Raw genomic sequence first — 24,900 nt, 5'->3', positions numbered from 1 at the left:
TAAACGGAATGTCCACCTACACAGTTAGCGGAGTTACATACGACTTTCCCGACAACCCTTCTGATCAGGAAGCGCTCGACCGTATCCAACAAATACAGGGACGGTCGGTCTCAACCAATCTGAACACCGCTTCGCTCCTGAATGGTGGTACTTCCGCAATCGATACAGCAACGAATATTCCAACGCAGAATAGCGACCGGACAACCGATCCGGATCAGCTTCAGTTCAATCACAATTGGTTGGACGCATCACGCAAGCTCTATGAATACAATCATGGAGCTAAGTTCGATGGTACCGACTCCGATCTTGCCGAATACGGTTTGGATCAAATGGGGTGGTTCAATTACAACATGCCGACGATGGCTGTTGACGCCGTTCGGGTTCGTAATGCTCCTGACGACGTGAAGCAATCCTTTGTCCACCTCATGGATACCTACGACAATCTTGATATGTCGTGGTCCGGGGCAGGGCGGTTCATCAAGGGCGTTGCTCTCGATCCGACAACCTATGTGGGATTGGGTACTCTCGGTATCGGAACGGTTGTTTCAGGCGGTGCCAAGATCGCGTCGAAGCAGGCTTTGAAGGAACTTCTGATCTCCGGTGTTCGCACCGGCATCGAAGGTTCGATTCAGGCCGGTGTTTCGGATGCCATTCAGCAATCGGTTCGCATTGACGCAGGAACCCAGCAAAGCTTTGACGCAGGCCAGCTTGCCACTTCGACGGGTTCGGGCTTTGCCGTTGGTGGCGCGCTTGGTGCTGCCGCTCCGTTGGCCGGAAGAGCCATTGGCGCGGGCAAGGATTTGGCGTCACGCTTGCTTGGACGTGATGTAGACGAAGCCGCGACGAAGGCGGGCGAAGCCCTTACGCCGAACGTTCCAACCGATGCCACACCCGACGCCGTTTCGCCGGATGCAGTGGCAGCGAAAGTTGACAACGCTACACCACAGGAAGGCGTTCCAAGCGCCGTAGAAGCCCCTACAACGGCCGCGACAAATCCCGACGTCGAAGCTACGGCGAAGGTCGAAGACGGTCCTACGGTGGCCACTGCGGCTGTTTCTGACGCAAAGGCTCCCGTTCTTGAACCACAGCCCGAAGGCGGTGAAGCCGTTGCCGTTGAAAAGCCATTGGGCAAGCCAACCGATCCTCAACAGCTTGAACTCTTTCCCAATGACACGCGTGTTCAGACCGAAGCCAAGACGCCCGAAGGGATCAAGGTTGAACCGGTCAACGTCGAAAAGCGACTGACCGACAATCCGGTCTACGAAGCCATTCGCAAGATTGCCAACGATGACGGTGGACGCACGTTCCCGACGTCTGCCGCGTCCATCGCAAAGGCCGTTGAAGACCCGGTGAAGGTTCTTCAGGACATCAAGCCGGCCGATATCAAGGCCAATATCGAGGAACTTCGCCGTGCCTATTCGACGGGTCAGGAACGCCAGCTTATCGACCAAAGTATACAGGCGGCGACAGAACAGCTTCTCCAGAAGAATGCTGAAATCACCAAACAGCTTGCCGACCCGACCATTGCGCCCGAAGTCCGTGAAGCACTGACGACGGCTCGCGACGCATCGTATCAGGTTGAACAGGCTTTGCGCCTTGCCGATCTCGATCAGTCTTCGATGACCGGTGCCAATCTCGGTTCGCGTGCTGGCAATCTGAACACCGGCAATTTCCGAAACGTCTCGGCTGAATCGATCCTGAAGGATCGCGGCATTGATCCGTTCTACGCCAGTGAAAAAGAATGGTCTGACGCCAAGAACGATTATTATTCCAAGCTCTTGGATCTGCGTGATGAACAGGCCAAGGCGCGAAAGGTCACCGATCTCCAGACACAGGCACAGGCCGCGCTCGATCAAGGCGATTACGAGAAGGCTGTACAGCGTGTTGCAGAAGCTGAATCTGTAGCGGGCAAGACAACAGACAATGGGATTTCGCCGCTTCGTCTTCTCACCGAATACATGATCAGCAACGTCTTCTCACTCAAGAGTGTGGTTGTTAACAGCGTTCCGCACGTGATGGGCGTTGTCTTCCGTCCTGCCTATGAAGCCGCGATAAAGGGTCTTGATGGCAAGGCCATCTCACAGGCCATCGCCCAATACAGCATCATGGGCAACAACATTGGGACGGCTTGGCGTGCCGCGCTCGCATCCTTCAAATATGAAAAGGGTTTGTTGTCCGGCGATATGCGTTTCCTTGAACAGGATGCAGTTCTTAAGCGTGCTTATGGTGGCGGACTGTTGCGTATATTCCCTCGCCTTAATGGCGCGGTGGACGACTTTTTCGGGCAGCTTACATACCGCTCATTCGTTGCAAGCGAAGCGGCCGGCCGTGCTTACGATGAAGCGATTGCCAAGGGTTTGACCGGAAGCGCACGTCGGGATTTCGTTCAGAATGCCTATCGTTCCGCCGTCGAGCAATCCTTCTCGGCAGCGCCAAGAACCTCTGTTGTTTCGTTCCTACGCGAGGCTGGTATCAGCAATGGCTATACCGGTGACAAGCTCGATAATTGGGTAGTCGAACAGCTTAACAAGAACGGAACCCTGTTCCGGGAAGCTACAAACCAGATGGGTTTGAACTTCTCGAATGACATTGCGTTCAAGCGCAATTTCCGTGGTTCGACGGACAATTTCGGCAATCCAACCGGCAATACAAAGATGGCCGGTATTGCTGGCGATCTTGCGAGTTCCTACGAACAATTCGTCAACCGCAACCCGTGGATGAGGTTGGTAGGTCAAATGTTTTTCCGGACCCCCGTTCGTGTATTCGAAGCAGGGTTCCGTCTGACGGCTGGCTTGAACCTTGTCACTCCCGGTTTCCTTCGCGATCTCACCGGCAAAGGCTTCGGTGGAGTGGGGGGTTACGCGCAAGTTCGGGCACAGGGCGAGTTGTTCCTGTCCTACGCAATCGCTCAAGCGGCCGTCTATTTGTACAGCCAAGGCAAGCTTCATGGTTCGGGTTCGTTCGCGGCGAACGATTACCAGCTTGCCAACCAGCGTGCGCAAGACCCGAATTTCTCACCTTATTCGGTGCGTATCGGTGACTCTGAATGGTCCTTCAGAAACGTGGACCCATTCGCAACGCCGATGAAGATCATCGCGAATGCTCTCGATAGCTATGCGATGCTCGAAACCCGTCGTGCTCAGGGCGAGAACGTATCGAAAGCACAAGACGACGCCTTGGCGTATCTGTCGGTTGCATCTCTTTCAATCGCTCAAAGCGTGAAAGACGCCAACCTCATGCAGGGACTAAACGAACTTTCTGACCTTGAATCGAAAATATCCGATCCGGATGCACAGTCAGGCCAGATCATGAAGTATCTCGCGAAAAAGACGCAGTCGCTTATCCCGAACCAGATCAGCAAGTTTCAGGCGCTCAACGATCCGACGATGCGTGATCCAACCACGTTGTCTCAGTATCTCGAAGCCAAGATATTGCCGCAATGGGCTCCAAAGCGTTACGACGCCATGGGCTTTCCAGTGAAGCAAGCCGCTCCGGCAACGGGCATCTATGGCTTTCCGGATATCACGACCGATGCCCAGCGCAACGCAACCTATGCGACGGAATATCAGAAGGCCGCTTTGCATGGTCTTGCACTAACCGGAACACTGACGAATACGAATTACACTGCCAATTATGACGGTGCGAAGTTCGCCGGTTCAAGCAATCCATACCTGCAATCTCTTGCCGGTCAGGATTTGCGAGCGATGCAGACGCATGACGGTACAGAGACGTGGTACGACCGCGCTCAGCGTTATGTTAGCCAGTCAGGTGTCGATAAGCAGTTAGCCGACCTCTTCGCACAGAAGCTTCCTATCGGAACACCGTCGAACAAGGGTGTCATGGTCACGCAGGCAAAAGCCTTGCTCGATCAGGCGAGAGAACGCGCCTTGCTTCGCGTCCAGTCCGAAGAAGATGCGATCACGATTGATAAATACAGAAACAACGCCACAAAAAGAGTGTTTGACCTAACAGGAAAACACGACGTGCCATCTCCGTTATAAGGGGTTGTCACAAGGGATAATAACAATAATAAAAAATGCCTTTGACTCTCGATATTACGTATAACGGAGACGGTACTACCTCTCAATTCGCAATTCCATTCGATTACAACGAATCCTATGAAGTCGTTGTCGTTTGGTCCGGTGGTACGCCAAGCTATAGCTTCCTAAGTCCAACATTGATCAAGCTGGCGACGCCTTCTGTCTTGGGCGTTGGACAGACATTGCGCATCTACCGCGCAACCGATGTCAGTTCGCCGGCCGTCACCTACAACACATCGTCTGCTTTCCGGACAACGCAGCTAAACGACGCTTTTCGTCAGTCGCTTTTCGGTATTCAGGATACGCAGGCGTCGGTTGCCAAGCTGTCCAACACGACGTCGCTTGCCATCTCGACGGGCGACGCCGCAACGCTTGCGAACGCCAAGAGCTATACCGATACCGTCGTTGCCGCGAAGACCTATACGAAATCCGATGTTGGCCTTAGCAACGTTGACAATACGTCGGACCTGAACAAGCCGGTTTCGACGGCACAGGCATCGGCCATTGCAACGGCGAAATCTCAAGCGATCTCCACGGCTGAAGCTTATTCGGACGCTGCCTTGGCGGCGAAGACGTTCACGAAGGCCGATGTTGGTCTTGGCAATGTCGATAACACATCAGACCTAAACAAGCCGATCAGCACGGCCACGCAGACCGCTCTTAATCTGAAGGTGAATGCATCGCTGTTGGGTTCGGCTGCATATGCCAACACGTCAGCCTTTGTTGCAGCCGGAAGTCTGGCAACCGTGGCGACGACCGGTTCATACAACGACCTGTCGAACAAGCCATCTCTCGGTACCGCTGCCGCTGCAAACACTTCTGCGTTTGCTACTGCCGCACAGGGCGCGAAGGCGGATACGGCGCTTCAGGCCAATGCGGTTGCAACTGTCGCGACAACTGGCAGTTACACGGACCTTTCAAACAAGCCGACCCTCGGCACGGCCGCAGCAACCAACGCAAACGCCTATGCAACGGTGAGCCAAGGCGCGAAGGCCGACTCGGCTGTTCAGTCCATTGTCGCGGGCACGAATGTTACCGTTGACAATACTGACCCAAGAAATCCCATCGTCACGGCTTCGCTTGGATCGGGTGCAGGTACGGGTGACGTCACCGGCCCCGCCAGTGCTGCCAACAACAATATTGCGGTCTTCAACGGAACGACCGGCAAGCTTCTCAAGGATGGCGGGACTCTCGCCACAGTCGCCACAACCGGTGCAATCAGCGACACGACGGGAACTCTCTCCGTCGCAAGAGGCGGTACTGGTGGCACATCGTGGGGCTTCGGAAATCTTGTCGTCGGTCGAGTAGGCGGCGCATTTTCGAGTGTTACGAGCGTTGCTGTCGGTTCAATCCTCGCTTCGGGTGGAGCGGGTGCAGACCCTGTTTACAAGGTGCCAAGCGGTGACTTGACCTTCAATGGTTCGACCGGCGCTTTCACAGTCACCAAGTCCAATGGCGTTTCATTCGGTTCGGCCGCTTTCAGCAATACCAGTGCGTTTGCCACGGCGGCTCAAGGCGCTCTTGCCGATACAGCCGTCCAGCCGGGTTCGCTCGGAACGGCGGCAAGCAAGAATACGGGTACGTCTGCCGGCAATGTCCCGGTTCTCGACGGCAGTGGAAAGATTCTTTCCTCCATTCTGCCAGCTATTGCCATCACCGATACATTCACAGTCGCGTCTCAGTCCGCGATGCTGGCACTTACCGCCGAGACCGGTGACGTTGCGGTACGTACCGATCTCAACAAGTCGTTTATCCTGAAGGTCAACGACCCGACGACGCTTGCCAACTGGCAGGAATTGTTGACGCCAACCGACGTCGTTCAGTCTGTCGCGGGTTTGACCGGGGCCATTTCGGCTTCGTCTCTTCAGACGGCCTTGAGCGTGGTCATCGGCACGAATGTTCAGGCATGGGATGCCCAGCTTGATCAGGTTGCCGCGCTCGCCAACGATCCAACCATTTTCCAAGCAACCTTTGTTTTCGATGGTGGCGGAACGGTTCTCACTTCCGGCCTCACGGCAGAACTTCGCTTTGAATTTCCATGCACCATTATCGGGTGGTCGATCACGTCGCCGCAGGCTTCGTCGTCCGCCGTCATCGATTTGTGGAAAGACTCTTGGGCGAATTATCCGCCAACTTCCACTGACACGATCACGGCTTCTGCCAAGCCGACCTTGACGAGTGCGCAGGCCGCAGAAAGCACGACGCTTACCGGCTGGACAACAAGCGTTGCTGCGAAAGACGTCATCTTCGCCAGCCTGTCCAGCGTCACGACGGCACAACGTCTGACCCTGACTCTCAAGATGAAGAGAGTCTGACGTGGCAACGACTTTTGACGCCGGGGCGAAGTACTCCGGCATCACGCTTAGCAACGGCAACAAGACGGCATTTTACAGCACGACCTATGGCGGCGCTCGTCTTGCTGACGCCCTGACAAGCTCAAATCAGTACATCGAATTTGCGGTCACCGGTTCGGGTGGCGCTCTTTATATCGACGTCGGCATGGTCAATTCGACCGGCTGGACATCGCCTTATACGGCTTGGCCGGGTGGTATCGGCACGAACGGTATCAACTTTGGTTCCGATACCGGCAATGCGGTTATCAACGGCGGAACGGCCGCGACCGGCACGTCTCTTGGCGCGGGTGCGACAGGCCGAGTCTGCTTCGCCCGTCATGCCTCTTCAGGACGTATCGGATTTCGCGTGATTTCCTCAACCGGTGTTGTTGGTGCGTGGATCAATAGTTTTGATCCTGTCGCGGGAACCGGTGGATTGCTGCCGGGCATTACCGGAACGCTCTATCTCTGCGTTCTCTCGGATGGCTCCAATAACTTTTGCACCGTCTATTCGGCTGCATCGGAATGGCAGGGAACCGCGCCTTCCGGTTACACCGAAGTCGGCACGGTGGTCACGCCTCCGACCCGCAAGACGGTTTATCTCACCACGACCGGTGCGGGCACGTGGACCGTTCCAAGCGATTGGAATAGCGCCAACAACTATATCGACTGCATTGCAGGTGGTGGTTCGTCGGGACGTTCGATCAACAACAATCCGGGTGGTGGCGGTGGTGGTGCATTCTCCCGCAAGAACAATGTCACCCTGACAAGAGGTGCCTCCGTTGCCTATTCCGTTGGTGCGGGTGGTGCGGCTGCAACAACGACTGGCACGGCTCCGTCTGGCAGCGATACTTGGATGGGCGACACGACCTATGCAGGCGGTGGAACTTTCGTCGCGGCAAAAGGCGGTGGCGGCGGTGCATCCGCTGGAACGGCCGGCACGGGTGGTGCTTCGGCTTCTGGCATTGGTGACGTCAAATATTCAGGCGGTGACGGCGCGGCTTCGTCGGGTGGAAACACAGGCGGCGGCGGTGGCGCTGGTGGACCGAATGGAGCGGGTGTTGCTGCCTCCGGCATAAATGGTGGTGCAGGCGACAACAGCTTGGGCGGTGCTGGTGGTACGGGTGTTGCCTCAGGCACGGGAAATCCCGGTGGAGCCGGCACGGAATACGATGCCACGCATGGTTCCGGTGGTGGTGGCGGCGCTCGATCCAACATCGATAACACCTTGGCCGGTACGACTGGTGGCAACTATGGCGGTGGTGGTGGTTCGCCTCGATCCACGACAGGCCAGAATGGCGGCGCGGGTGCGCAAGGCATCATCGTCATCAACTATTTGCCGGCCGTGAGCGTCCAGACGCGCGCCTTCTTGGTAGGTGCCTGATGGAAGATGAGATTCGCCAGATGCTCGCCAAGGTGAATGCACGCTTGGACGGCATTGCAAATGATATCAAGCGATCCGAAGTCGATATTGAAGAACTTCGGCAACGAATAACCAGCCTGTCGAGCCGAAATGTCAGACCTCGACGGAGACGGTAAGGAAGACAGTCCGGAGATAGAACAGGACATCACGAAAAACCGCCGTCGAATGGCTTGGTATTTCATCGTGGCGTTCACTGTCCTGACCGGGCTCATTCTCTTCTACATCCCAGCCGCACAAGTCGTTCTCTACGACGCAATGTATCAGACATTCGCATTCGTCGCTGCATCGGTGGTGTTGGCGTACATGGGGACGTCTGCCGTCATGTCGTATTGGCAGAACCGTAAATAACAAAAACGACCGTGAGGAAACATGGCTAAGAACTACGGTAAGAAGGCATCTGAGAACGATCTAAACGAACTGCATCGCCTGATTACACAGACCTACATTTCAAAACTTGAAGCAGGCGAGATGACCCCACAGGACATGTCGAACGCGATCAAGTTTCTACGTGACAATTCAATTGAAGCCATTATCGAAACCGACAACGACATGGATAAGTTGAGCGGAAAGATTTTTCGTACTGAATTTGACGAGTGACTGAAGAACTAACGAATAAAGAACTTTATCGAGCGGCAAAGAAGGAATTTAGAGTCTTTCTTCAAATGGTTTGGGAGGCCATCAATCTCCCCGAACCAACACCTTTGCAATACGATATTGCGAAGTACCTGCAATATGGGCCGAACAAGGTATGCATTGAAGCTTTTCGTGGTTGCGGAAAAAGCTTCATCACGTCTGCCTATGTGTGCTGGATTCTTCTGAACGATCCGCAGAAGAAAATCCTTGTCGTCTCAGCTTCCAAAAAGCGTGCGGACAACTTCACAATCTTCACGCTCGATCTCATCCACAAGATGCCCATCCTTGCGCATCTGAAGCCATCGGATGAACAGCGTTCCAGCCGCATCGAATTCGACGTTGGTCCGGCGACCCCCGATCAGTCGCCTTCTGTCCTGTCGGTTGGCATCAATTCCCAGATCACCGGTTCGCGTGCCGATATCATTATCAGCGACGACGTGGAGGTGAGCAATAATTCCGCGACCGTCGATTTGCGCGAAAAGCTTCTCGATAAGACCAAAGAATTTTCGGCCATCCTGAAGCCGCTTCCTGATGCCAAGGTCATCTACCTCGGAACGCCACAGACCGAAGACTCGATCTACAACAAGCTCCCCGAAACCTTCGAAACCCGCGTCTGGCCCGCTCTCATCCCGAACGAGGCAGAGCTTGCCTCTTATGGCGGCAAGATCGCGCCATACATTCTTGGCTTGCGATTGGGCGGTGCGTCGATTGGAAGCCCGACAGATGCCAAGCGCTTTTCCATGGCCGATCTTGGCGCGCGTCAAATCGAATATGGCCGGACGGGTTTTGCTCTCCAGTTCATGTTGTCAACGCAGCTTACGGACCTTGAACGCTATCCGCTGCGTGTTCGCGACCTGATCATCATGGATATTGGCGATACCGCGCCGATGAAACCGCATTGGCTTCCGGACGATTCTCGCCAAATCAAAGACATTCCAAACCTCGCGATGAAGGGCGACCGGTTTTATCCGCTTGCCGGTCATTCACCGGAGTTCTCAGAGTTCACTGGTTCGGTGCTGGCCATCGATCCTTCAGGACGCGGCAAGGACGAAACCGGATACGCCGTCGTGAAGATGTTGAACGGCTTTCTGTATGTGACAAGGGCAGGGGGCTTGGCCGGAGGCTACGACGCAGCGACGCTCGAAAGGCTTGCGATGATTGCCAAGGAAGAGAAAGTCAATTCCATCATCGTTGAAGCCAACTTTGGTGACGGCACCTACACGGAGTTGCTGAAGCCCGTTTTTGCGAAAGTGCATCCGTGCCAGATTGAGGAAGTCCGCCACTCGACGCAAAAGGAAAAGCGCATCATCGATACGCTTGAGCCGGTCATGGCACGGCATAAGCTCATCATCGCTAAGCAGGTTATCAAGGACGATTACCAGACTTGCGAGGCATACGACGCCGAAGCAAAGTTTGAGAAGTCCCTCATTCATCAGATGACCCACATCACCGCCAAAAGGGGCGCGTTGAGACACGACGACCGCTTGGACGCCTTGGCGATGGGCGTGAACTATTGGACTACACGGCTTGGACAAGACGCCGATAAAGGTATTGCCATTCACAAAGAGCGATTGCTGGACGAAGAATTGCGTAATTGGGGACGTGGTGGCGTCATCATGGGCGGCAAGACCGGTGACGATTGGAAGCGCAACAAGAACGCGCTGTTCAAATCATCGTCGCGGCCATATGGCGGTGGTGCCAGACTTTAATCCCGTCAACGGTCCGTCACTGCATTAACTGATGAACAGCCATCAGGAATAACGCAGAAGCGCTAATGCAAGCGGCGATATCGATCTTCCAAACAATGTTCGTTTTGACCGAGGCGGCCGGCACAGGTCGTTTGCGTGTCGGCTTTTTGACCTGACGAGCGCGACGTACCGACGTTGTTCGATTGTTAGCTTGTATTTTCAAAGTAAAATACACCGAAAATAGGGCGCAAAGACACACGCCGTGCCAAGGCAACGGCTCGGTTCACGCTATCTGACTTGCCTGTTTCACGGTGTCTTTGGGGTACATTGCCCCCGTCTGCGTGGAGACGCAGGTTCGAAAACCGCGCCGCTACCCCCGGAGTTTCCCCCGCCGCAGACGTTTCAGACTATGCCATAAGACGTAAGGGCGCATACAGCCAGCGTCAAGCGGCGACGTTAACGCTTTGTTAACTATTCACAGGATTGCGGCGACCGGCTGATATCGTGGTGCGCGCGGAAAGTCCTATACCACGCCATCGTCATGTGGAAATGGGTACAAAAATCACTTGCGCGGCAACAAACTTAGGTCCAAAAACTTTTATCGGCCTTGGACTCGAAAATCCAAGTGACTGAAAAGGCTCATAAATTTCCATCGCTGTCCCAAAGTCGGATCAAAAAAAGATCACGATGGAAACGCTTCATTCACTCATCTGGGTTCTTATGGGCGTGCGCCCGGTTGGGTAGTGCGTACGGGCAATTCAATATGCGGCGATTGGACCTTATGGGTTTCGATCATTCGGAAGAGTCCCCCAAAGGCAAGGGTCCTTTGGGGGTCGACCTTCTGGCTGGCACGGTTTATGGAGTTGCGGTCATGTCCGGCCGCACTCCAACTGTCCTCGTCTTCGATTCCGGCCTGGGTGGCCTCACCGTTTTCTCGGAATTGCGCACGGCGCTTGCAGGTGCCAATTTCATCTACGCTGCCGACGATGCCGTCTTTCCCTATGGCCGCCTTCCCGAGGAGGCGGTGATCGCGCGTGTCGTCGAAGTCATGCAGAGGCTGATCCCGCTGCACCACCCGGATCTCGTGGTGATCGCCTGCAACACGGCCTCCACCCTGGTGCTTCCGGCCCTGCGCAACCGCTTCTCCATTCCTTTCGTCGGCACGGTCCCGGCCATCAAGCCGGCGGTTTCTCTAACCAGGACGGGGAGGGTGGCTATCCTGGCGACTCCCGGGACGGTGAAGCGCGATTACACCCACCAGCTCATCCGGTCTTTCGCCGACGGCATCGAGGTGGAACTGGTCGGTGCGACGGGTCTGGCATCCCTGTGCGAGGCGCATCTCGAGGGCTACACGGTGGAGGACGCCGCGGTTCTCGATGAAATCTCCCCCTGTTTCGTTGACCGGGACGGCAAGCGCACGGATGTCGTGGTACTCGCCTGTACCCATTATCCGCTGCTGCTGGATACGATGCAGCGCCTCGCACCCTGGCCTGTGACCTGGCTCGATCCGGCCCCCGCCATTGCGCGCCGCGCCGCGGATCTGGCGGGGCCGGTTTCCCTGAAAGCGCTTCACGCCGATGCGGCGGCGGTGTTCACCAGCGGGGCGAGGATCACCGGTGACCTGCGCCGGGCGCTCGCCGAGCGTGGCCTGCCGGCAATCGCCATCGAGGCGATGCCGCCTCAATGGCACTGAACGCGGGACCTCAATCCACTTCCACGACGATGAAATTGTCGTAGATGTCGACATGGATGAGAGGGGAACCGTTGAGGATGGCGTTCTCGGCCGATGCGCTGATGCGGCCATTGTTGAGAAGCGTCTCCAGCCTTTGCCGGTTTGCCTTGCTGGCGAAGAAGCTGTCGCCCTCGTCCTCCGGGTCGCGATCGCCGTAGACGTAATAGTTGGCGCGGTCCTGTCGGATGATCGCAGCCACGCTCGTCAAGCGCTCACCGTTGGAATTGAAATGGTCCTGCGAATTGAGGCGCGCGGTATAGCTGGTTAGCGGCTGCTGGGCCGCAGCCATCGACGTCAGGGCCAGAAGGCAGGCGACGGAAAGACTGGCAAGTCTCATGGGAATCTCCGAGCATCTTTCCCGGGAATACAATCGGGGCGGCAAAGTGTCGAGTTGCCCGGGATACAGGTGCCCGAGTGTCCCCCGCTGTCGGGGCGGGGTTCGGCCTTCATCGATTTGACACAACCGCCGCTTTCGACTAAGTGACCGGCACGCGCGGGGCCTTCGGGTCCCGCGTGATGTTTTACGCTCCCGCGATGTCCGCCAGCCGGACGTCTGTCGCCCGCTCTGCAGCTTTTGCCGGCAGGAGGGAGAGGAGGGCGCGTTCCTCGTAAACCTTCGCAAACCATAGAGGACGCGAATGTCGAAGCGCCATAACGCTAAGTACAAGATCGATCGCCGCCTTGGCGAGAATATCTGGGGCCGCCCGAAGTCCCCGGTCAACCGTCGTGAATATGGCCCGGGCCAGCATGGCCAGCGCCGCAAGGGCAAGCTCTCCGACTTCGGCACGCAGCTGCGCGCCAAGCAGAAGCTCAAGGGCTACTACGGCTCGATCTCGGAAAAGCAGTTCCGCAAGATCTACGAAGAAGCTCTCCGCCTGAAGGGCGACTCGTCGGCCAACCTGATCGGCCTGCTCGAGCGCCGCCTGGATGCCGTCGTGTATCGCGCCAAGTTCGTGCCGACCGTGTTCGCTGCCCGCCAGTTCGTCAACCATGGCCATGTCAAGGTCAACGGCCGTCGCGTGAACGTGCCGTCCTACAAGGTCAAGCCCGGCGACGTCGTCGAGGTCAAGGAAGCGTCCAAGCAGCTCGTGCTGGTGCTCGAGGCCGTTGCTTCGGCCGAGCGTGACGTTCCCGACTATCTCGAGGCCGATCACACCAAGATGACCGCCAAGTACGTTCGCGTGCCCACGCTGCAGGACGTGCCCTATCCGGTTCAGATGGAACCGAACCTGGTCGTCGAATTCTATTCGCGCTGATCTGTCAGCGCCGACGCGTCATGGAAGGCCGCCGCATTGGCGGCCTTTCTTTTATGCTCCGTCTTGTCGCCCGCAAGGCCTTGAAGAGTAAGACGTTTTGTCTCGGTGGTCTGCAATTCGGGATAGCCGTATTGCAAAAAGATCATGAGACACGGCGGCTGGGGTGCGTATGGTCGTGCAACGCAAAGCCGACGATACAACCAAGAAAAGCGGCAGGGGCTGCCGGTCGAAATTCTGGCAAATAAAACAGCAGGGCGGGAACCGTCATTGCGCAAGCTTGCCCGAGGGCGAGCTGCCGGCTTCTCCGGCCGGTCAATGCTAAGAGGTCTGTATGGGTTACACGCTTTGGGGCGAACCGGATTCCGGCTCATTCATGATCGAGGCCGCTTTGGCCGAGGCGGGGCAGGAGGTTCACCTGATCGATATTGATTTGACCAAGGACGAGCAGCATCACGCTCAGTACCTTGCGATCAATCCCCTCGGAAAGATTCCGGCCCTGCGTTTCGAGGATGGCACGACCATCGTGCAATCTGCCGCCATATTGATGGCCCTGGCCGAAGCCCACCCCCAAGCCAAATTGATGCCGGCGCTCGATGCGCCCGATCGGCGCCACGCCCTGCGCTGGCTCATCCACGTTGCCGCCGAGATCTACCCGCTCATCGAAGTCTACGATTATCCGCTGCGCTTCGCTCCCCCCGAAACCGCAGAGACGGCCATGCGCTCGCGCGTACGCCAGCGGATTCGTGAGCGGTGGCTGCTGGTCGAGCAGGCGGCGAGTTCGGAGGGCAGCTTCTTGCTTTCCGGCTTCTCGGCCATCGACCTTGCCATTGCGGCCATCAGCAACTGGGCCATCGGCGCCGAATGGCGCACCAAGGAGTGCCCCAAGCTGACCCGCATCACCGAGAATGTCGCCCGACGCCCGGTGATCGCCCCGATCTGGCGACGCCATTTCGGTGGACAGGAGAATTGATTCCCGGCTGCGCGGACGTCCAGTCCGCGCGTTTCTTCCGACTAACCCTTCCTGCCCGGTGCCGTGAACGCCGCGATTGCGGTCTCGTCATGCCCCGCTTCGTGCAGGAACCGCCGCGCGAATTCGGCTGCGGGCGCCCGCAGTGCGTCGTCCGAGCGAATGAGATGGAAGGCGACGTGGTAATCGACCGTTCGGTCTGAAACTGCCACGACCTTGCCGGCTTCGATCGCCGCCGAGGCCAGCGGCGGGCGGGCAAGGGCGATGCCGAGGCCCTGGCAGCAGGCATCCATGACGATGTTGTAGTCCTCGAAGCGCCTGTCCTGACCGCGCGGGGCATAGTCGATGCCTTCCGGGGCCAGCCACCGCCGCCAACCCTCGATATTCGAGTCATGCAGGATGGGCAACTCCAGCAAAGTCGCCGCGTCGGAACGGCCGGCCAGGCGGCGCGCAAGGGCGGGAGCTGCGATCGGAAAGGCCTTCTCGTGCCATAGGTGCTGGCCGCGAACGCCCGCCCATGGACCCTTGCCGCAGCGGACGGCGAGATCGGTGCCTTCGCCGAGGTCGGCAAGCCGATGCTCCAGGAAGAGCTCGAGATGGATATCGTTGCCTTCGAGGCGCGACAGTCGCGGGAAGAGCCAGAGCGAGGCGACCGACGGCGTGACGGAGAGACGCACGGCGGCCTTGCTGCGCCGCGGTGACCAGCGTTCGCCGGTGTTGCCGAGCAGGGCGAGGGCCTCCTCCGCCCGCGCGAAGAAGCGCATGCCTTCAGCCGTAAGATTGACGCCGCGGGCCGCGCGTTCGAACAGGCGGACGCCCATCCAGCGTTCCAGGCGCGAGACTTGGCGGGAAACGGCGCCATGCGTAATGCCGCTTTCTTCCGCCGCAGCGGAGAAGGAACCGAGCCTTGCGGCGCGAGCGAAGGTTTCGAGGGTATCGAGCGGCGGGAGCAGGGGCGAGCTGTGAACCATACGCACATATGATCATCGATTGCAGTGCTTTTCAAGCACGCATCAAGAGCCTAGTCCAGGGCAACGAAAGGTTGCGGGAGAAGACGATGAGTGTTGCTGCGTGCGAACCGACGGCCGCGAAGAAGACCGGCTTCGACCTGATCGCCTTCGGCGCGATCCTGGTGACGATCCTGTTCTGGGCCTCGTCCTTCGCCGTGATTCGCGTCTGCCTCGGCCCGCTGTCGCCGATCGAACTGGCAGCGGCGCGGTATGTTTCCGCGGGTTTTCTGGGAGCGGTCTACCTCATCGCGGCTCGCCCGCCCATGCCGCGCGGAGCAGACTTCCTGCGTCTGGGCATCGCGGGCGTGCTCTTCATCTCCGTATATGCGGTGCTGCTCAACACCGGCGAGCAGACCGTGCCCGCCGGACCAGCCAGCTTCATCATCAACACCATGCCGGTGTTCACGGCGATGATCGCGCTCGTGGTGCTGGGCGAACGCTTCGGGCTTTGGGGGTGGGTTGGCACCGCCGTCTCCTTCGGCGGCGTGGCGCTGATCGCCGCAGCTGCCGACGGCGATTTCAGCTTCGATCCGAATGCGCTCCTGATCCTTGGTGCCGCCATCTGCGCCGCTGTGGCCAGCATCATGCAAAAGCCGCTGCTGAAGCGTTTCCCGGCGCTCGCGGTGACGGCCTGGATCATGCTGCTCGGCTCTGTTCCTCTCCTTCCGGCCGTTCCCGGAACGATCAGGGCGCTCTCGGCTGCGCCGGCGGCGGTGAACTGGAATGTCGCCTATCTCGTGCTGTTTCCAACCGTCATCGGCTACGTGACCTGGGCAATCGCTCTGAAGCGCCTTCCTGCCGGCCGTGCCGCGAACTTTCTCTATGGAGTACCGCCGACCGCCACGCTGATCGGCTTCGTCTGGTTGGGCGAGACGCCAACCGTAGCGGGCCTGGTCGGCGGCGCCATGGCCATCCTGGGTGTCTTGATCGTCAACGTGATGCGGAGAAGGTAGCGTCGGTCTCAGGCGACATCAGCCAGGGGCGATATGGCGGGACCCGCATTCTTGGATGCACAGCATCTGCCGGACAAGAAAAAGGGCGATCGGTGATCGCCCTTTCATGTTTCGCGAGCTTCATACCCGCAAAGCCTTCGACCGTGAGTCGGCAGGACGCCGACGGTTCCGGGGAAATCAGACCCGTGCGGGTGCCTTGACCGGTATATCCTTCTCCTGCAGGAAGGTCACCAGTTCGCCGGACTGGAACATTTCGCGGGTGATGTCGCAGCCGCCGACGAACTCGCCTTTCACATAGAGCTGGGGCACCGTGGGCCAGTTCGAGAAATCCTTGATGCCGTTGCGCAACTCAGGATTCTGCAAGACGTCGTGATCCTTGTAGTCCACACCGAGATAGTCGAGGATCTGCACGACTTGACCAGAGAAGCCGCACATCGGAAACGCCTTGTTGCCCTTCATGAAGAGCACGACGTCGTTGGACTTGATCTCATTCTCGATGAAGGAGGCGATATCGCTCATGGTTTCAATCTCGATTCAGGAAGCAATGCCCGACATGTATGTATGGGGCCACGTCATGTCAGGCCCCAGCCTAACATATTTTCGGGTATGCGATAGACTTTAGGGGGCGCTGGTCGTGAGAGCGAGGGCGTGGAGCACCCCGCCCATCTTGCCCTTGAGCGCTGCATAGACCATCTGGTGCTGCTGAACGCGGGATTTCCCGCGAAAAGCCTCGGAGATCACCGTGGCGGAGTAGTGGTCGCCATCCCCGGCGAGATCGCGGATCTCGATCTTGGCGTCGGGGAAGCTTTCCTTGATCATCGCTTCGATATCGGTGGCCGGCATCGGCATACGGAACGGTCCTTCTCAGGCGGCGTTGCGCTTGGCGCCCATCAGATCGGGCAAGAACGCCTCGTGGCGTTCGCTGAGCGCGGAAATCAGAATGGGCTTGCCTTCAGGCAGGATCAAGGCGTTGCCGCCGGTTGTGCCCAGAGCGGTGACGGGCACACCCGCGGCTTCGGCGGACCTGGCGAAGCGGTCGGCCTCGCTGGACGGCAGGGCGACGACATAGCGCGCCTGATCCTCGCCATACCAGAAGGCGTGCGGCAAGGTGCCCTGCGGTGCTTTCGAAAGGTCCGCGCCGATGCCTCTTGCCATCGCCATCTCCGCTACGGCGACGAGCAGGCCACCGTCCGAGATGTCATGGCATGTCTTCAGGGCACCGGAACGAATCTGGCCGCGGATGAAGTCGCCGTTGCGCTTTTCCACCGCGAGGTCGACGGGCGGTGGGGCGCCTTCCTCACGCTTCAGGATCTCGTTGAGCCAGGCCGACTGGCCCAGCCAGGTGCCGGGCCCGCCCACCAGCAGCACGGCCTCGCCTTCGCCCTTGAAGGCGACGGAGGCGGTTACCGACACATCGTCGACCAGGCCGACGCCGCCGATGGTCGGCGTCGGCAGGATGCCGCGGCCATTGGTTTCGTTGTAGAGCGAGACATTTCCGGAGACGATCGGGAAATCCAGCGCGCGGCAGGCCTCGCCGATGCCCTCCAGACAGCCGACGAACTGGCCCATGATGTCGGGGCGTTCGGGATTGCCGAAATTCAGGTTATCGGTAACGGCCAGGGGCAGGCCGCCCACGGCGGAGATATTGCGCCAGGCCTCGGCCACGGCCTGCTTTCCGCCCTCCACCGGATCCGCCTCGCAATAGCGGGGCGTGACGTCGGAGGTCATGGCGAGGCCCTTCGGACCGTCCAGCACGCGTACCACGGCTGAATCGCCGCCCGGCGTCTGCACAGTGTTGCCGAGGATCAGATGGTCGTATTGCTCGTAGACCCAGCGCTTGGAGGCGAGATCGCTTGAGCCGACCAGCTTGAGCAGGGCGTCGCCGGTCGAGACGTTGGCCTTCAGCGAGGCGGCATCGAGCACGGGCTGCTTGGGCGAGGGAACGTGCGGACGGTCATAGAGCGGTGCCTCGTCGCCGAGCTCCTTGATCGGAAGGTCGGCCTTGAGTTCGCCCTTGTGGAAGATGCGGAAACGCAGGTCGTCCGTGGTCTTGCCGACGATGGCGAAGTCGAGGCCCCATTTGCGGAAGATCGCCTCGGCCTCGGCTTCCTTGCCCGGCTTGAGCACCATGAGCATGCGCTCCTGGCTCTCCGAGAGCATCATTTCATAGGCCGTCATGCCGGTCTCGCGAACCGGCACCTTGTCGAGGTCGAGCTCGATACCGAGGTCACCCTTGGCGCCCATCTCGACAGCCGAGCAGGTCAGGCCGGCGGCGCCCATGTCCTGGATCGCGATGATCGCATCCGTGTTCATCAACTCCAGGCAGGCTTCGAGCAGGAGCTTCTCGGCGAAGGGGTCGCCGACCTGCACAGTGGGGCGCTTCTCCTCCGACTTGTCGTCGAACTCGGCCGAAGCCATGGTCGCGCCGTGAATGCCGTCGCGGCCGGTCTTGGAGCCGAGATAGACGATCGGGTTCCCGACGCCCGTGGCCTTGGCGTAGAAGATCTTGTCCTGCTCGGCGAGGCCGAGCGCGAAGGCGTTCACCAGGATGTTGCCGTCATAGCGGGTGTGGAAGCGCACCTGGCCGCCCACCGTTGGTACGCCGAAGGAATTGCCGTAGCCGCCGACGCCCGCGACCACGCCGGAGACGAGGTGCTGCGTCTTGGCATGGTCGGGCGCGCCGAACGAAAGCGCGTTCATGCAGGCGATCGGCCGGGCGCCCATGGTGAAGACGTCGCGAAGGATGCCGCCGACACCCGTGGTCGCGCCCTGGTAGGGCTCGATATAGGAGGGATGGTTGTGGCTCTCCATCTTGAACACCGCGGCGAGGCCGTCGCCGATGTCGATCACGCCGGCATTCTCGCCGGGGCCCTGGATCACGCATTTGCCGGTGACGGGCAGCTTCTTGAGGTGGAGGCGCGAGGACTTGTAGGAGCAGTGCTCGTTCCACATCGCCGAGAAGATGCCGAGCTCGGTAAACGTCGGCTCGCGTCCGATCAGGGTCAGTATCCGCTGGTATTCATCCGGCTTCAGCCCATGCTGGGCAATGAGTTCCGGGGTAATGGCGGGTTCTGCGTGGACGGACATGCCGTATCGAGCTCCTCAAGCTGCGCGCCTGCCTGCGCGCTCCTTCACCGGAGGCGATAGGGGCATCCGCGCCGAATGTAAACCATTGATCGCATTGCACGTGTCTGATCCACATTGACACCGTAACTTTGTTGGCGTCCCTGTGGTCCAGGACAGGGAAAGAACGGTTCGGGAGTGCCGGGAATGCGCACGTTTTTCGTACAGATCAAATGCCAGCTCGGCCGCACCTATGAAGTTGCCAGTGCGCTCGCGGAGGCCGAGATCGCGTCCGAAATCTATTCGACCGCCGGCGATTACGACATCCTGGCCAAGTTCTATGTCGAGGATGACGCCGACATCGGCCATTTCGTCGGCGAGAAGGTTCAGGTTATCCCAGGCATCGCGGATACCCGCACTACGCTGACCTTCCGGGCCTTCTGATGGCAGGCGTCGCCACCCAGTGCTTGCATCGTAGGGGGCGGTCCCGCCGGGATCATGGCCGGCTTCCTGCTGGCGCGGGCAGGTGTCCAGGTGATCGTCTTGGAGAAGCACTCGGATTTCCTCAGGGACTTTCGCGGCGACACCATCCATCCCTCGACACTCGAGCTGATGCATGAACTGGGCCTGCTCGATGCCTTCCTGGAACTGCCGCACGACGAGGTCCGCGAACTGGCCGGCCAGGTGGGCGACAGGCTGATTCCCGTGGCGGATTTCAGCCATTTGCCGACGCGCTGCAAGTTCTTGGCCCTGACGCCGCAATGGGAGTTTCTGAATTTCCTCGCCTCCCAGGCGAGCCGCTATGCAAGCTTCCGTCTTCTTGTTCAGACCCAAGCCATCGGCCTGATCGAGGGGGCGAACGGTGTCGAGGGCGTGCGTGCCCATGGGCCGCAGGGTGCCTTCGAGATCCGAGCCCCTCTGACGATCGCCGCGGACGGGCGCCATTCGATCCTGCGGGACCAGGCCGGCCTGTCGGTGCAGGACCTGGGCGCTCCCATGGACGTGCTGTGGATGCGCCTGTCACGGCGCGAGAGCGATCCCGCGCAGACGCTGGGGCGTTTCGATCCTGGCGCGATTTTCGTGATGCTCAATCGCCGCGACTACTGGCAATGCGCCTATGTCATTCCCAAAGGGGGCTATGACAGGGTGAAACAGGCCGGCTTGCCGGTCCTGCGCCAGAAACTGGCCCATCTGGCACCGGCCCTCCAGGGGAGGCCCGACGAGATCAGGAGCTGGGACGACGTGAAGCTGTTGACTGTGAGCGTCGACCGGCTGCGGCAATGGCACCGGCCGGGGCTCCTTTGTATCGGCGACGCCGCGCATACGATGTCGCCCGTGGGCGGCATCGGTATCAATCTTGCCATCCAGGACGCGGTCGCCACGGCCAATCTGCTGCATGCGAAGCTGCGCGAAGGGCGTGTGACGGATGCCGACCTTGGGGCCTTGCAGCGCCGCCGCGAATGGCCGACCAAAGTCACACAATGGGGGCAGGTTCAGGTCCAAAACCGGGTCATCAGCACGGTGCTGGCCAGCAGCCAGGCCCTGAAGCCGCCCTTGCTGCTGCGACTTCTAGGGCGCTTTCCGCTGCTGCGCCGTATTCCCGCTCGCCTGATCGGCATGGGCGTACGGCCCGAGCATATCAACTCGCCCGAGCTGTAGATCGGCTTGCGGCGACTGCTTCAGCTCTGCGAAAGGGCTTCCGGCAGCGTCGTCCATTGCGTCACGCGGGCGCCATCGGCGCAACGCTGCGACGCCTTCGCGCCCGAGATGATGTCACCGGTATGGGAACCGTTGGTTACGATCAGGAAGACTTGCGAGCCGCGACCGGAGTCGGCGCTCACGCAGGCGGCATAGTCCTCAGGATGCTCCCGTGCCGCGGCGGCGGTTCGCCAGCCATTGGAGATGCGCGCATCGGCGATGGGGCCGGGCACGAGCTGCATGAGGCGCTGGGCCAGCAGGGTACGGCCGGCCGGCGGAACCGGAAACTGCTGGGTGCCGTCGCTGGTCACCACCGCCTGCGGCTGTTCCTGATAGACGGGCTTGGAGCCGCCGATGCTCGAGGGACCGCACGCCGTCAGTGCGAGCGAGAGCCCGACTGCGCCGGCAAGCCCCCAGGAAAGATGTCCGGAAGAACGACGATGGCTCATAAGTCTGCTCCAGTGCTCACAATCTAAAAATCGCACCACTTCGGTGGGCAGGCAACCTCGCGCGTGCCGACGCACGCAGTGGGGTAAATCAACGGTGAAAGATGTGCGAAAACGCACACCTCGTATCATGGGCATGCACCAGTTCTGCGACAGCCATGCGATGCCCGCCGAAAGAGCCTGAAATGTGAGGCAGAGGTAGTGCTGTCAGCCGGCGCCGGCGGCCGCGAACGGGATAGCCCGACGGCGGAGTCGCTCAGGCCGACGCCATGCCCGCGATGAGGCTGGCGAACAGGCCGCGGCCATCGGTGCCGCCGACGAGCGGGTCGATGAGATTTTCAGGATGCGGCATCATCCCGAGCACGCGGCGATTGGCCGAGTAGATGCCGGCGATATTGTTCAGCGAGCCGTTGGGATTGGTCAGCGCGCCCACCTTGCCCGCCGCGTCGCAGTAGCGGAAGGCCACCAGGCCATCGCCTTCGAGTTGTGTCAGCGTCTCCGGCGAGCAGAAATAGTTGCCTTCGCCATGAGCGACGCAGACATCGATGGCCTGCCCCTTCCTGTAGGCGCTGGTATAGACGGTGTCTGTGCGTTCGACACGCAGGTAGACGCGCTTGCAGATGAACTTCAGGTCGGCATTGCGCATCAGCACGCCCGGCAACAGGCCGCCATCGGTAATGATCTGGAAGCCGTTGCAGATGCCGAGCACGAGACCGCCACGCTCGGCATGCTTGCGGATCGCATCCATGATCGCTGCACGCGCTGCAATGGCTCCGCACCGCAGGTAGTCGCCATAGGAGAAGCCGCCCGGGAGGACCACCAGGTCCGTACCCGCCGGCAGGTCGGTGTCGGCGTGCCATACCGTCTCCACCTTGGCGCCTGCCTGCTTCAGGGCCTTGGCTACATCCCCCTCGCGGTTGGAGCCAGGGAAGGTGACGACGGCTGCTTTCATCGATCGTGCTCGCTGTGGCGCAGGAGGAAGGAAATTGGGAGCCTTATGGTTACTTTGCCGAAGCCGGGTCAAGCAAAGAGTGCACCGACCGGCTAATTTCGTAATTCGAGCCCGGTGAGCAGGGCATCGAACGCCGCGATATCGGCTTTGGAAAGCGTGGGAGCGCTCATGCGCACTTCCATTGTGCCGTGGCCCTGGCGCAGGAGCAGGATCGCGGCGCCCGTCTTCGCGAGTGAGCGATCCTCGATATCGTAGATGCCGCGATAGCCCGTGGTACCGCCGACGGTTACCGGTTCCACTGATGTCCGGGCAAGCAGGCGAGATCCCGGCGTCAGGCTCTGCAGACGCAGGTCGGCGGTGGCGCCTGTGGCTGCACCTGGGCCGAAGGGCGCGAAGCCGGGCGCGAGCAGTGGCCGCTCGTCACGCACGAACGTGACGACATTACCCTCCGAGCAGGCAGGCGAAATACAATGCAGAGTGAGGAGGGAAGGGGGCGCCGCCGTTTGCAGGGCCCATCGGCCGTCGTCCAGGCGAAGGGCAAATCCCTCAGCCTCGATGAGGCGGGAAGCTGCCGGAGCGGCGCCGTTCCAGAGGCAGAGAAGGGCCAGCGCAAGAAGGCCCCGACATGCCGCCATCAGCCGATTTCGATGCTGTAGTTTTCGATGACCGTGTTGGCGAGGAGCTTTTCGCATGCGGCCTTCAGGGTTTCGCGCGCAGCCTCGGCATTGGCCTGGCCGATCTCGATATCGAAGACCTTGCCCTGGCGCACGCCGTTGACGCCGCTCACGCCAAGAGAAGCAAGCGCGCCTTCGATGGCCTTGCCCTGCGGATCCAACACGCCGTTCTTGAGCGTAACGATGACACGGGCCTTCATGCAACACCTGCCTTTTGTGGCATCGCGCCGAAAGAGATAGCGGCATTCGGCGGGAACGATGCGGACGTCTGATGGCGTTGCGCTTAAAGCAGTCCGGCCGGAGGTTCAATCGCCGCGTGGGCCGATACGGTGAGAAAACTGTTCGGCAATGCTGGGAAAGCGGATCGCCGGCCGGTCCATGGCCCCTGATGGGCCGAAGTGTCGGGCCACAGCCCGAACGACCTTCCTGGCGACCCTACCGGGCGGCCTCGAGCACCAGCTTCCGTGCGATATCGGCATTGGCTGCGACCACTACGATGAAGGTCGTGCCGTTGGCGTTGCGTTCGCCCACCACATAGCTGTTGAAATGGTGCGCCTTCTTGCCGCCGGTCATGGCGAGCTGCAGGCCGGTCCAGCTGCCGGTGCTGAAAGGCTCCGCGCTGACGACAGGCTTGGGCAGTATGCTCTTGGGGTAGGGCTTGCCGACCAGCGCCGCGAGCTGAGCAGGTTGGGTCAACGCCTTTTCCCACTGGGCCGCATCCCTGCCGGTCACGATGAAGCGCTCTATGGCGGCATCGTAGCCGCACCGGCGAAGGGTGCATAGTTGCATGCCCTCGACGGTTATGTTCTCCCTCGACACGAAAGAGCGCATGGGCAGCACCACCCACCTCGGCGAATCCGACAGCGAGGCTGCGGGATCGCCATCCCACAGATTCCAATAGGCGCAGCTTGCAAGGGCGGTCAGCGCAACGCCGAGCACGGCGCCGGTCAACAGCTGACGTTTCCATCGGATGGGGGCTTGTTCGGACACAGGCTCGTTCCAGTAAATCACGCCATACTCTTTCAGAGCCTGCTTAACAAAAAGGGCTCGAACGCCATACCGCCCGAGCCCCTTTTCAATAGTTACACCCGAAAGGGTCACTGGACCAGCTTCGGGCCCTTCACAGCTACGTTTTCCATCTCGTTCATGATGCCGAGGCGCCGGGCGACCTCCGTGTAGGCCTCGACGAGGCCTCCCATGTCGCGGCGGAAGCGATCCTTGTCGAGCTTGTCGTTCGACTTGATGTCCCATAGCCGGCAGGAGTCCGGCGAGATCTCGTCGGCAAGGACGATGCGCATCATCTCGTTCTCCCACAGGCGACCGCATTCGATCTTGAAATCGACCAGACGGATGCCGACGCCGAGGAAGAGGCCGGAGAGGAAGTCGTTGACGCGGATCGCCAGCGCCATGATGTCGTCGAGTTCCGGCGGGCTCGCCCAGCCGAATGCCGTGATGTGCTCCTCCGAAACCATCGGGTCGTTGAGCGCGTCGTTCTTGTAGTAGAACTCCACGATGGAACGGGGCAGCTGGGTGCCTTCCTCCAGGCCGAGGCGCGTGGCGATCGATCCGGCGGCGACATTGCGCACGACGACTTCCAGCGGAATGATCTCGACTTCGCGGATGAGCTGCTCGCGCATGTTCAGCCGGCGAATGAAATGCGTGGGGACGCCGATGTCATTCAGGTTCTGGAACAGATATTCGGATATGCGATTGTTCAGGACGCCCTTGCCGTCAATGATCGCGTGCTTCTTGCTGTTGAAAGCAGTTGCGTCGTCTTTGAAATGCTGGATCAGGGTGCCGGGCTCGGGGCCTTCATAGAGGACCTTCGCCTTGCCTTCGTAGATGCGGCGGCGGCGGCTCATCGGGATGTACCGTTGTTTGAGAAAATCCGTCAACGTGCCAGGGCTCCTGGAAATGCGATCCGTGGGCCGGCGCAATTGGCGATTCGGCTTGCGACGGCAAACCGGAGACCTCGCCAACCTACCCGATCATGGCCTTGCGCACAATGCGCGCGGATGAGTGATGCGGGCCA

Annotated in this window: 24 protein-coding genes; 12 read left to right on the top strand and 12 right to left on the bottom strand. The window is 59.8% G+C overall.

Annotated elements, in window-relative coordinates; all coding sequences use genetic code 11:
• Nucleotides 1-8: 8 nt before the first annotated feature.
• The 7 genes from AC6H34_RS27885 to murI all read left to right on the top strand — a co-directional run bounded on the left by AC6H34_RS27885 (nucleotide 9) and on the right by murI (nucleotide 11,810).
• Nucleotides 9-4,001, top strand: coding sequence for a hypothetical protein (locus AC6H34_RS27885; RefSeq protein ID WP_497541000.1), 3,993 nt, complete (start codon nucleotides 9-11; stop codon nucleotides 3,999-4,001).
• Nucleotides 4,002-4,036: 35 nt separating this feature from the next.
• Nucleotides 4,037-6,355, top strand: coding sequence for a phage tail fiber domain-containing protein (locus AC6H34_RS27880; protein WP_497540999.1), 2,319 nt, complete (start codon nucleotides 4,037-4,039; stop codon nucleotides 6,353-6,355).
• Between the two features lies 1 nt (nucleotide 6,356).
• The gene (locus tag AC6H34_RS27875) at nucleotides 6,357-7,757 is read left to right on the top strand and encodes a glycine-rich domain-containing protein (protein WP_497540998.1); all 1,401 of its coding nucleotides are present in this window, start codon (nucleotides 6,357-6,359) and stop codon (nucleotides 7,755-7,757) included.
• A gap of 129 nt (nucleotides 7,758-7,886) precedes the next feature.
• Nucleotides 7,887-8,144: a hypothetical protein gene (locus tag AC6H34_RS27870; RefSeq protein ID WP_497540997.1), complete on the top strand. Its 258-nt coding sequence runs from the start codon at nucleotides 7,887-7,889 to the stop codon at nucleotides 8,142-8,144.
• A 21-nt stretch (nucleotides 8,145-8,165) separates the two neighbouring features.
• Complete coding sequence (locus AC6H34_RS27865) at nucleotides 8,166-8,393, top strand: DNA packaging protein (protein WP_497540996.1); 228 nt, start codon at nucleotides 8,166-8,168, stop codon at nucleotides 8,391-8,393.
• A complete protein-coding gene (gene terL / locus AC6H34_RS27860; RefSeq protein ID WP_497540995.1) occupies nucleotides 8,390-10,138 on the top strand; it encodes a phage terminase large subunit in 1,749 nt (582 codons plus the stop codon). The genes AC6H34_RS27865 and terL overlap by 4 nt, the downstream gene beginning before the upstream one ends.
• A gap of 805 nt (nucleotides 10,139-10,943) precedes the next feature.
• On the top strand, nucleotides 10,944-11,810 hold the full coding sequence (murI, locus tag AC6H34_RS27855; RefSeq protein WP_448147993.1) for a glutamate racemase: 867 nt from the start codon (nucleotides 10,944-10,946) through the stop codon (nucleotides 11,808-11,810).
• 10 nt (nucleotides 11,811-11,820) lie between these two features.
• Here murI and AC6H34_RS27850 read toward each other — a convergent pair whose 3' ends face one another.
• The gene (locus tag AC6H34_RS27850) at nucleotides 11,821-12,186 is read right to left on the bottom strand and encodes a hypothetical protein (protein ID WP_448147992.1); all 366 of its coding nucleotides are present in this window, start codon (nucleotides 12,184-12,186) and stop codon (nucleotides 11,821-11,823) included.
• Between the two features lie 301 nt (nucleotides 12,187-12,487).
• Here AC6H34_RS27850 and rpsD point away from each other — a divergent pair, with 301 nt between their 5' ends.
• Nucleotides 12,488-13,105: a 30S ribosomal protein S4 gene (gene rpsD, locus AC6H34_RS27845; RefSeq protein ID WP_448147991.1), complete on the top strand. Its 618-nt coding sequence runs from the start codon at nucleotides 12,488-12,490 to the stop codon at nucleotides 13,103-13,105.
• Here the strand turns inward: rpsD and AC6H34_RS27840 are convergent.
• Nucleotides 13,093-13,251 (bottom strand): hypothetical protein, encoded by a 159-nt coding sequence (locus AC6H34_RS27840; RefSeq protein WP_448147990.1) that lies wholly within the window; start codon nucleotides 13,249-13,251, stop codon nucleotides 13,093-13,095. The two genes, rpsD and AC6H34_RS27840, sit on opposite strands and share 13 nt — an antisense overlap.
• 185 nt (nucleotides 13,252-13,436) lie before the next feature.
• On the opposite strand from AC6H34_RS27840, the gene AC6H34_RS27835 reads away from it, so the two are divergent.
• The gene (locus tag AC6H34_RS27835) at nucleotides 13,437-14,075 is read left to right on the top strand and encodes a glutathione S-transferase family protein (RefSeq protein ID WP_448147989.1); all 639 of its coding nucleotides are present in this window, start codon (nucleotides 13,437-13,439) and stop codon (nucleotides 14,073-14,075) included.
• Between the two features lie 41 nt (nucleotides 14,076-14,116).
• On the opposite strand, the gene AC6H34_RS27830 is transcribed toward AC6H34_RS27835, so the two are convergent.
• Nucleotides 14,117-15,043 carry a LysR family transcriptional regulator gene (locus AC6H34_RS27830; protein ID WP_448151297.1) on the bottom strand — a complete coding sequence of 309 codons (927 nt, stop codon included), beginning with the start codon at nucleotides 15,041-15,043 and terminating at the stop codon, nucleotides 14,117-14,119.
• Between the two features lie 86 nt (nucleotides 15,044-15,129).
• Between AC6H34_RS27830 and AC6H34_RS27825 the strand changes: the two genes are divergently transcribed.
• A complete protein-coding gene (locus AC6H34_RS27825) occupies nucleotides 15,130-16,035 on the top strand; it encodes a DMT family transporter (RefSeq protein WP_497540994.1) in 906 nt (301 codons plus the stop codon).
• 177 nt (nucleotides 16,036-16,212) lie between these two features.
• Here AC6H34_RS27825 and grxD read toward each other — a convergent pair whose 3' ends face one another.
• The 3 genes from grxD to purL all read right to left on the bottom strand — a co-directional run bounded on the left by grxD (nucleotide 16,213) and on the right by purL (nucleotide 19,122).
• The gene (grxD, locus tag AC6H34_RS27820; protein ID WP_448147987.1) at nucleotides 16,213-16,554 is read right to left on the bottom strand and encodes a Grx4 family monothiol glutaredoxin; all 342 of its coding nucleotides are present in this window, start codon (nucleotides 16,552-16,554) and stop codon (nucleotides 16,213-16,215) included.
• 99 nt (nucleotides 16,555-16,653) lie between these two features.
• The gene (locus AC6H34_RS27815) at nucleotides 16,654-16,884 is read right to left on the bottom strand and encodes a BolA family protein (RefSeq protein WP_448147986.1); all 231 of its coding nucleotides are present in this window, start codon (nucleotides 16,882-16,884) and stop codon (nucleotides 16,654-16,656) included.
• Between the two features lie 15 nt (nucleotides 16,885-16,899).
• Complete coding sequence (gene purL / locus AC6H34_RS27810) at nucleotides 16,900-19,122, bottom strand: phosphoribosylformylglycinamidine synthase subunit PurL (RefSeq protein ID WP_448147985.1); 2,223 nt, start codon at nucleotides 19,120-19,122, stop codon at nucleotides 16,900-16,902.
• A 183-nt stretch (nucleotides 19,123-19,305) separates the two neighbouring features.
• On the opposite strand from purL, the gene AC6H34_RS27805 reads away from it, so the two are divergent.
• Entirely contained in the window at nucleotides 19,306-19,542 is a 237-nt protein-coding gene (locus tag AC6H34_RS27805) for an Lrp/AsnC ligand binding domain-containing protein (protein ID WP_448147984.1), read from the top strand.
• 54 nt (nucleotides 19,543-19,596) lie between these two features.
• The gene (locus tag AC6H34_RS27800) at nucleotides 19,597-20,757 is read left to right on the top strand and encodes an FAD-dependent oxidoreductase (RefSeq protein WP_497540993.1); all 1,161 of its coding nucleotides are present in this window, start codon (nucleotides 19,597-19,599) and stop codon (nucleotides 20,755-20,757) included.
• Nucleotides 20,758-20,777: 20 nt separating this feature from the next.
• Here the strand turns inward: AC6H34_RS27800 and AC6H34_RS27795 are convergent, their stop codons facing one another.
• The 6 genes from AC6H34_RS27795 to purC form a co-directional block, all read right to left on the bottom strand.
• Nucleotides 20,778-21,245, bottom strand: a complete 468-nt coding sequence (locus tag AC6H34_RS27795) for a hypothetical protein (RefSeq protein ID WP_448147982.1) — start codon at nucleotides 21,243-21,245, stop codon at nucleotides 20,778-20,780.
• Nucleotides 21,246-21,498: 253 nt separating this feature from the next.
• The gene (purQ, locus tag AC6H34_RS27790) at nucleotides 21,499-22,194 is read right to left on the bottom strand and encodes a phosphoribosylformylglycinamidine synthase subunit PurQ (protein ID WP_448147981.1); all 696 of its coding nucleotides are present in this window, start codon (nucleotides 22,192-22,194) and stop codon (nucleotides 21,499-21,501) included.
• 92 nt (nucleotides 22,195-22,286) lie between these two features.
• A complete protein-coding gene (locus tag AC6H34_RS27785; protein WP_497540992.1) occupies nucleotides 22,287-22,829 on the bottom strand; it encodes a hypothetical protein in 543 nt (180 codons plus the stop codon).
• Nucleotides 22,829-23,068 carry a phosphoribosylformylglycinamidine synthase subunit PurS gene (gene purS / locus AC6H34_RS27780; protein WP_448147979.1) on the bottom strand — a complete coding sequence of 80 codons (240 nt, stop codon included), beginning with the start codon at nucleotides 23,066-23,068 and terminating at the stop codon, nucleotides 22,829-22,831. Before purS ends, AC6H34_RS27785 begins: the two co-directional genes overlap by 1 nt.
• Nucleotides 23,069-23,303: 235 nt before the next feature.
• Complete coding sequence (locus AC6H34_RS27775; RefSeq protein ID WP_448147978.1) at nucleotides 23,304-23,819, bottom strand: hypothetical protein; 516 nt, start codon at nucleotides 23,817-23,819, stop codon at nucleotides 23,304-23,306.
• Nucleotides 23,820-23,965: 146 nt separating this feature from the next.
• The gene (gene purC, locus AC6H34_RS27770; RefSeq protein WP_448147977.1) at nucleotides 23,966-24,730 is read right to left on the bottom strand and encodes a phosphoribosylaminoimidazolesuccinocarboxamide synthase; all 765 of its coding nucleotides are present in this window, start codon (nucleotides 24,728-24,730) and stop codon (nucleotides 23,966-23,968) included.
• Nucleotides 24,731-24,900: the final 170 nt, after the last annotated feature.

It is taken from the genome of Labrys sp. ALF-8, assembly GCF_059699065.1.
Note: the sequence above shows the minus strand (reverse complement) of the source record. Positions and strands in the feature narration are given on the sequence as shown.

Bases quoted from the DNA above. Each gene is read 5' to 3' on its own strand.
- AC6H34_RS27885 (WP_497541000.1), top strand. From the start codon at position 9: ATGTCCACCTACACAGTTAGCGGAGTTACATACGACTTTCCCGACAAC.
- AC6H34_RS27880 (WP_497540999.1), top strand. From the start codon at position 4,037: ATGCCTTTGACTCTCGATATTACGTATAACGGAGACGGTACTACCTCT.
- AC6H34_RS27870 (WP_497540997.1), top strand. From the start codon at position 7,887: ATGTCAGACCTCGACGGAGACGGTAAGGAAGACAGTCCGGAGATAGAA.
- AC6H34_RS27865 (WP_497540996.1), top strand. From the start codon at position 8,166: ATGGCTAAGAACTACGGTAAGAAGGCATCTGAGAACGATCTAAACGAA.
- AC6H34_RS27850 (WP_448147992.1), bottom strand. From the start codon at position 12,186: ATGAGACTTGCCAGTCTTTCCGTCGCCTGCCTTCTGGCCCTGACGTCG.
- rpsD (WP_448147991.1), top strand. From the start codon at position 12,488: ATGTCGAAGCGCCATAACGCTAAGTACAAGATCGATCGCCGCCTTGGC.
- AC6H34_RS27840 (WP_448147990.1), bottom strand. From the start codon at position 13,251: ATGATCTTTTTGCAATACGGCTATCCCGAATTGCAGACCACCGAGACA.
- AC6H34_RS27835 (WP_448147989.1), top strand. From the start codon at position 13,437: ATGGGTTACACGCTTTGGGGCGAACCGGATTCCGGCTCATTCATGATC.
- AC6H34_RS27830 (WP_448151297.1), bottom strand. From the start codon at position 15,043: ATGGTTCACAGCTCGCCCCTGCTCCCGCCGCTCGATACCCTCGAAACC.
- AC6H34_RS27825 (WP_497540994.1), top strand. From the start codon at position 15,130: ATGAGTGTTGCTGCGTGCGAACCGACGGCCGCGAAGAAGACCGGCTTC.
- grxD (WP_448147987.1), bottom strand. From the start codon at position 16,554: ATGAGCGATATCGCCTCCTTCATCGAGAATGAGATCAAGTCCAACGAC.
- AC6H34_RS27815 (WP_448147986.1), bottom strand. From the start codon at position 16,884: ATGCCGATGCCGGCCACCGATATCGAAGCGATGATCAAGGAAAGCTTC.
- purL (WP_448147985.1), bottom strand. From the start codon at position 19,122: ATGTCCGTCCACGCAGAACCCGCCATTACCCCGGAACTCATTGCCCAG.
- AC6H34_RS27805 (WP_448147984.1), top strand. From the start codon at position 19,306: ATGCGCACGTTTTTCGTACAGATCAAATGCCAGCTCGGCCGCACCTAT.
- AC6H34_RS27800 (WP_497540993.1), top strand. From the start codon at position 19,597: ATGGCCGGCTTCCTGCTGGCGCGGGCAGGTGTCCAGGTGATCGTCTTG.
- AC6H34_RS27795 (WP_448147982.1), bottom strand. From the start codon at position 21,245: ATGAGCCATCGTCGTTCTTCCGGACATCTTTCCTGGGGGCTTGCCGGC.
- purQ (WP_448147981.1), bottom strand. From the start codon at position 22,194: ATGAAAGCAGCCGTCGTCACCTTCCCTGGCTCCAACCGCGAGGGGGAT.
- AC6H34_RS27785 (WP_497540992.1), bottom strand. From the start codon at position 22,829: ATGGCGGCATGTCGGGGCCTTCTTGCGCTGGCCCTTCTCTGCCTCTGG.
- purS (WP_448147979.1), bottom strand. From the start codon at position 23,068: ATGAAGGCCCGTGTCATCGTTACGCTCAAGAACGGCGTGTTGGATCCG.
- purC (WP_448147977.1), bottom strand. From the start codon at position 24,730: ATGAGCCGCCGCCGCCGCATCTACGAAGGCAAGGCGAAGGTCCTCTAT.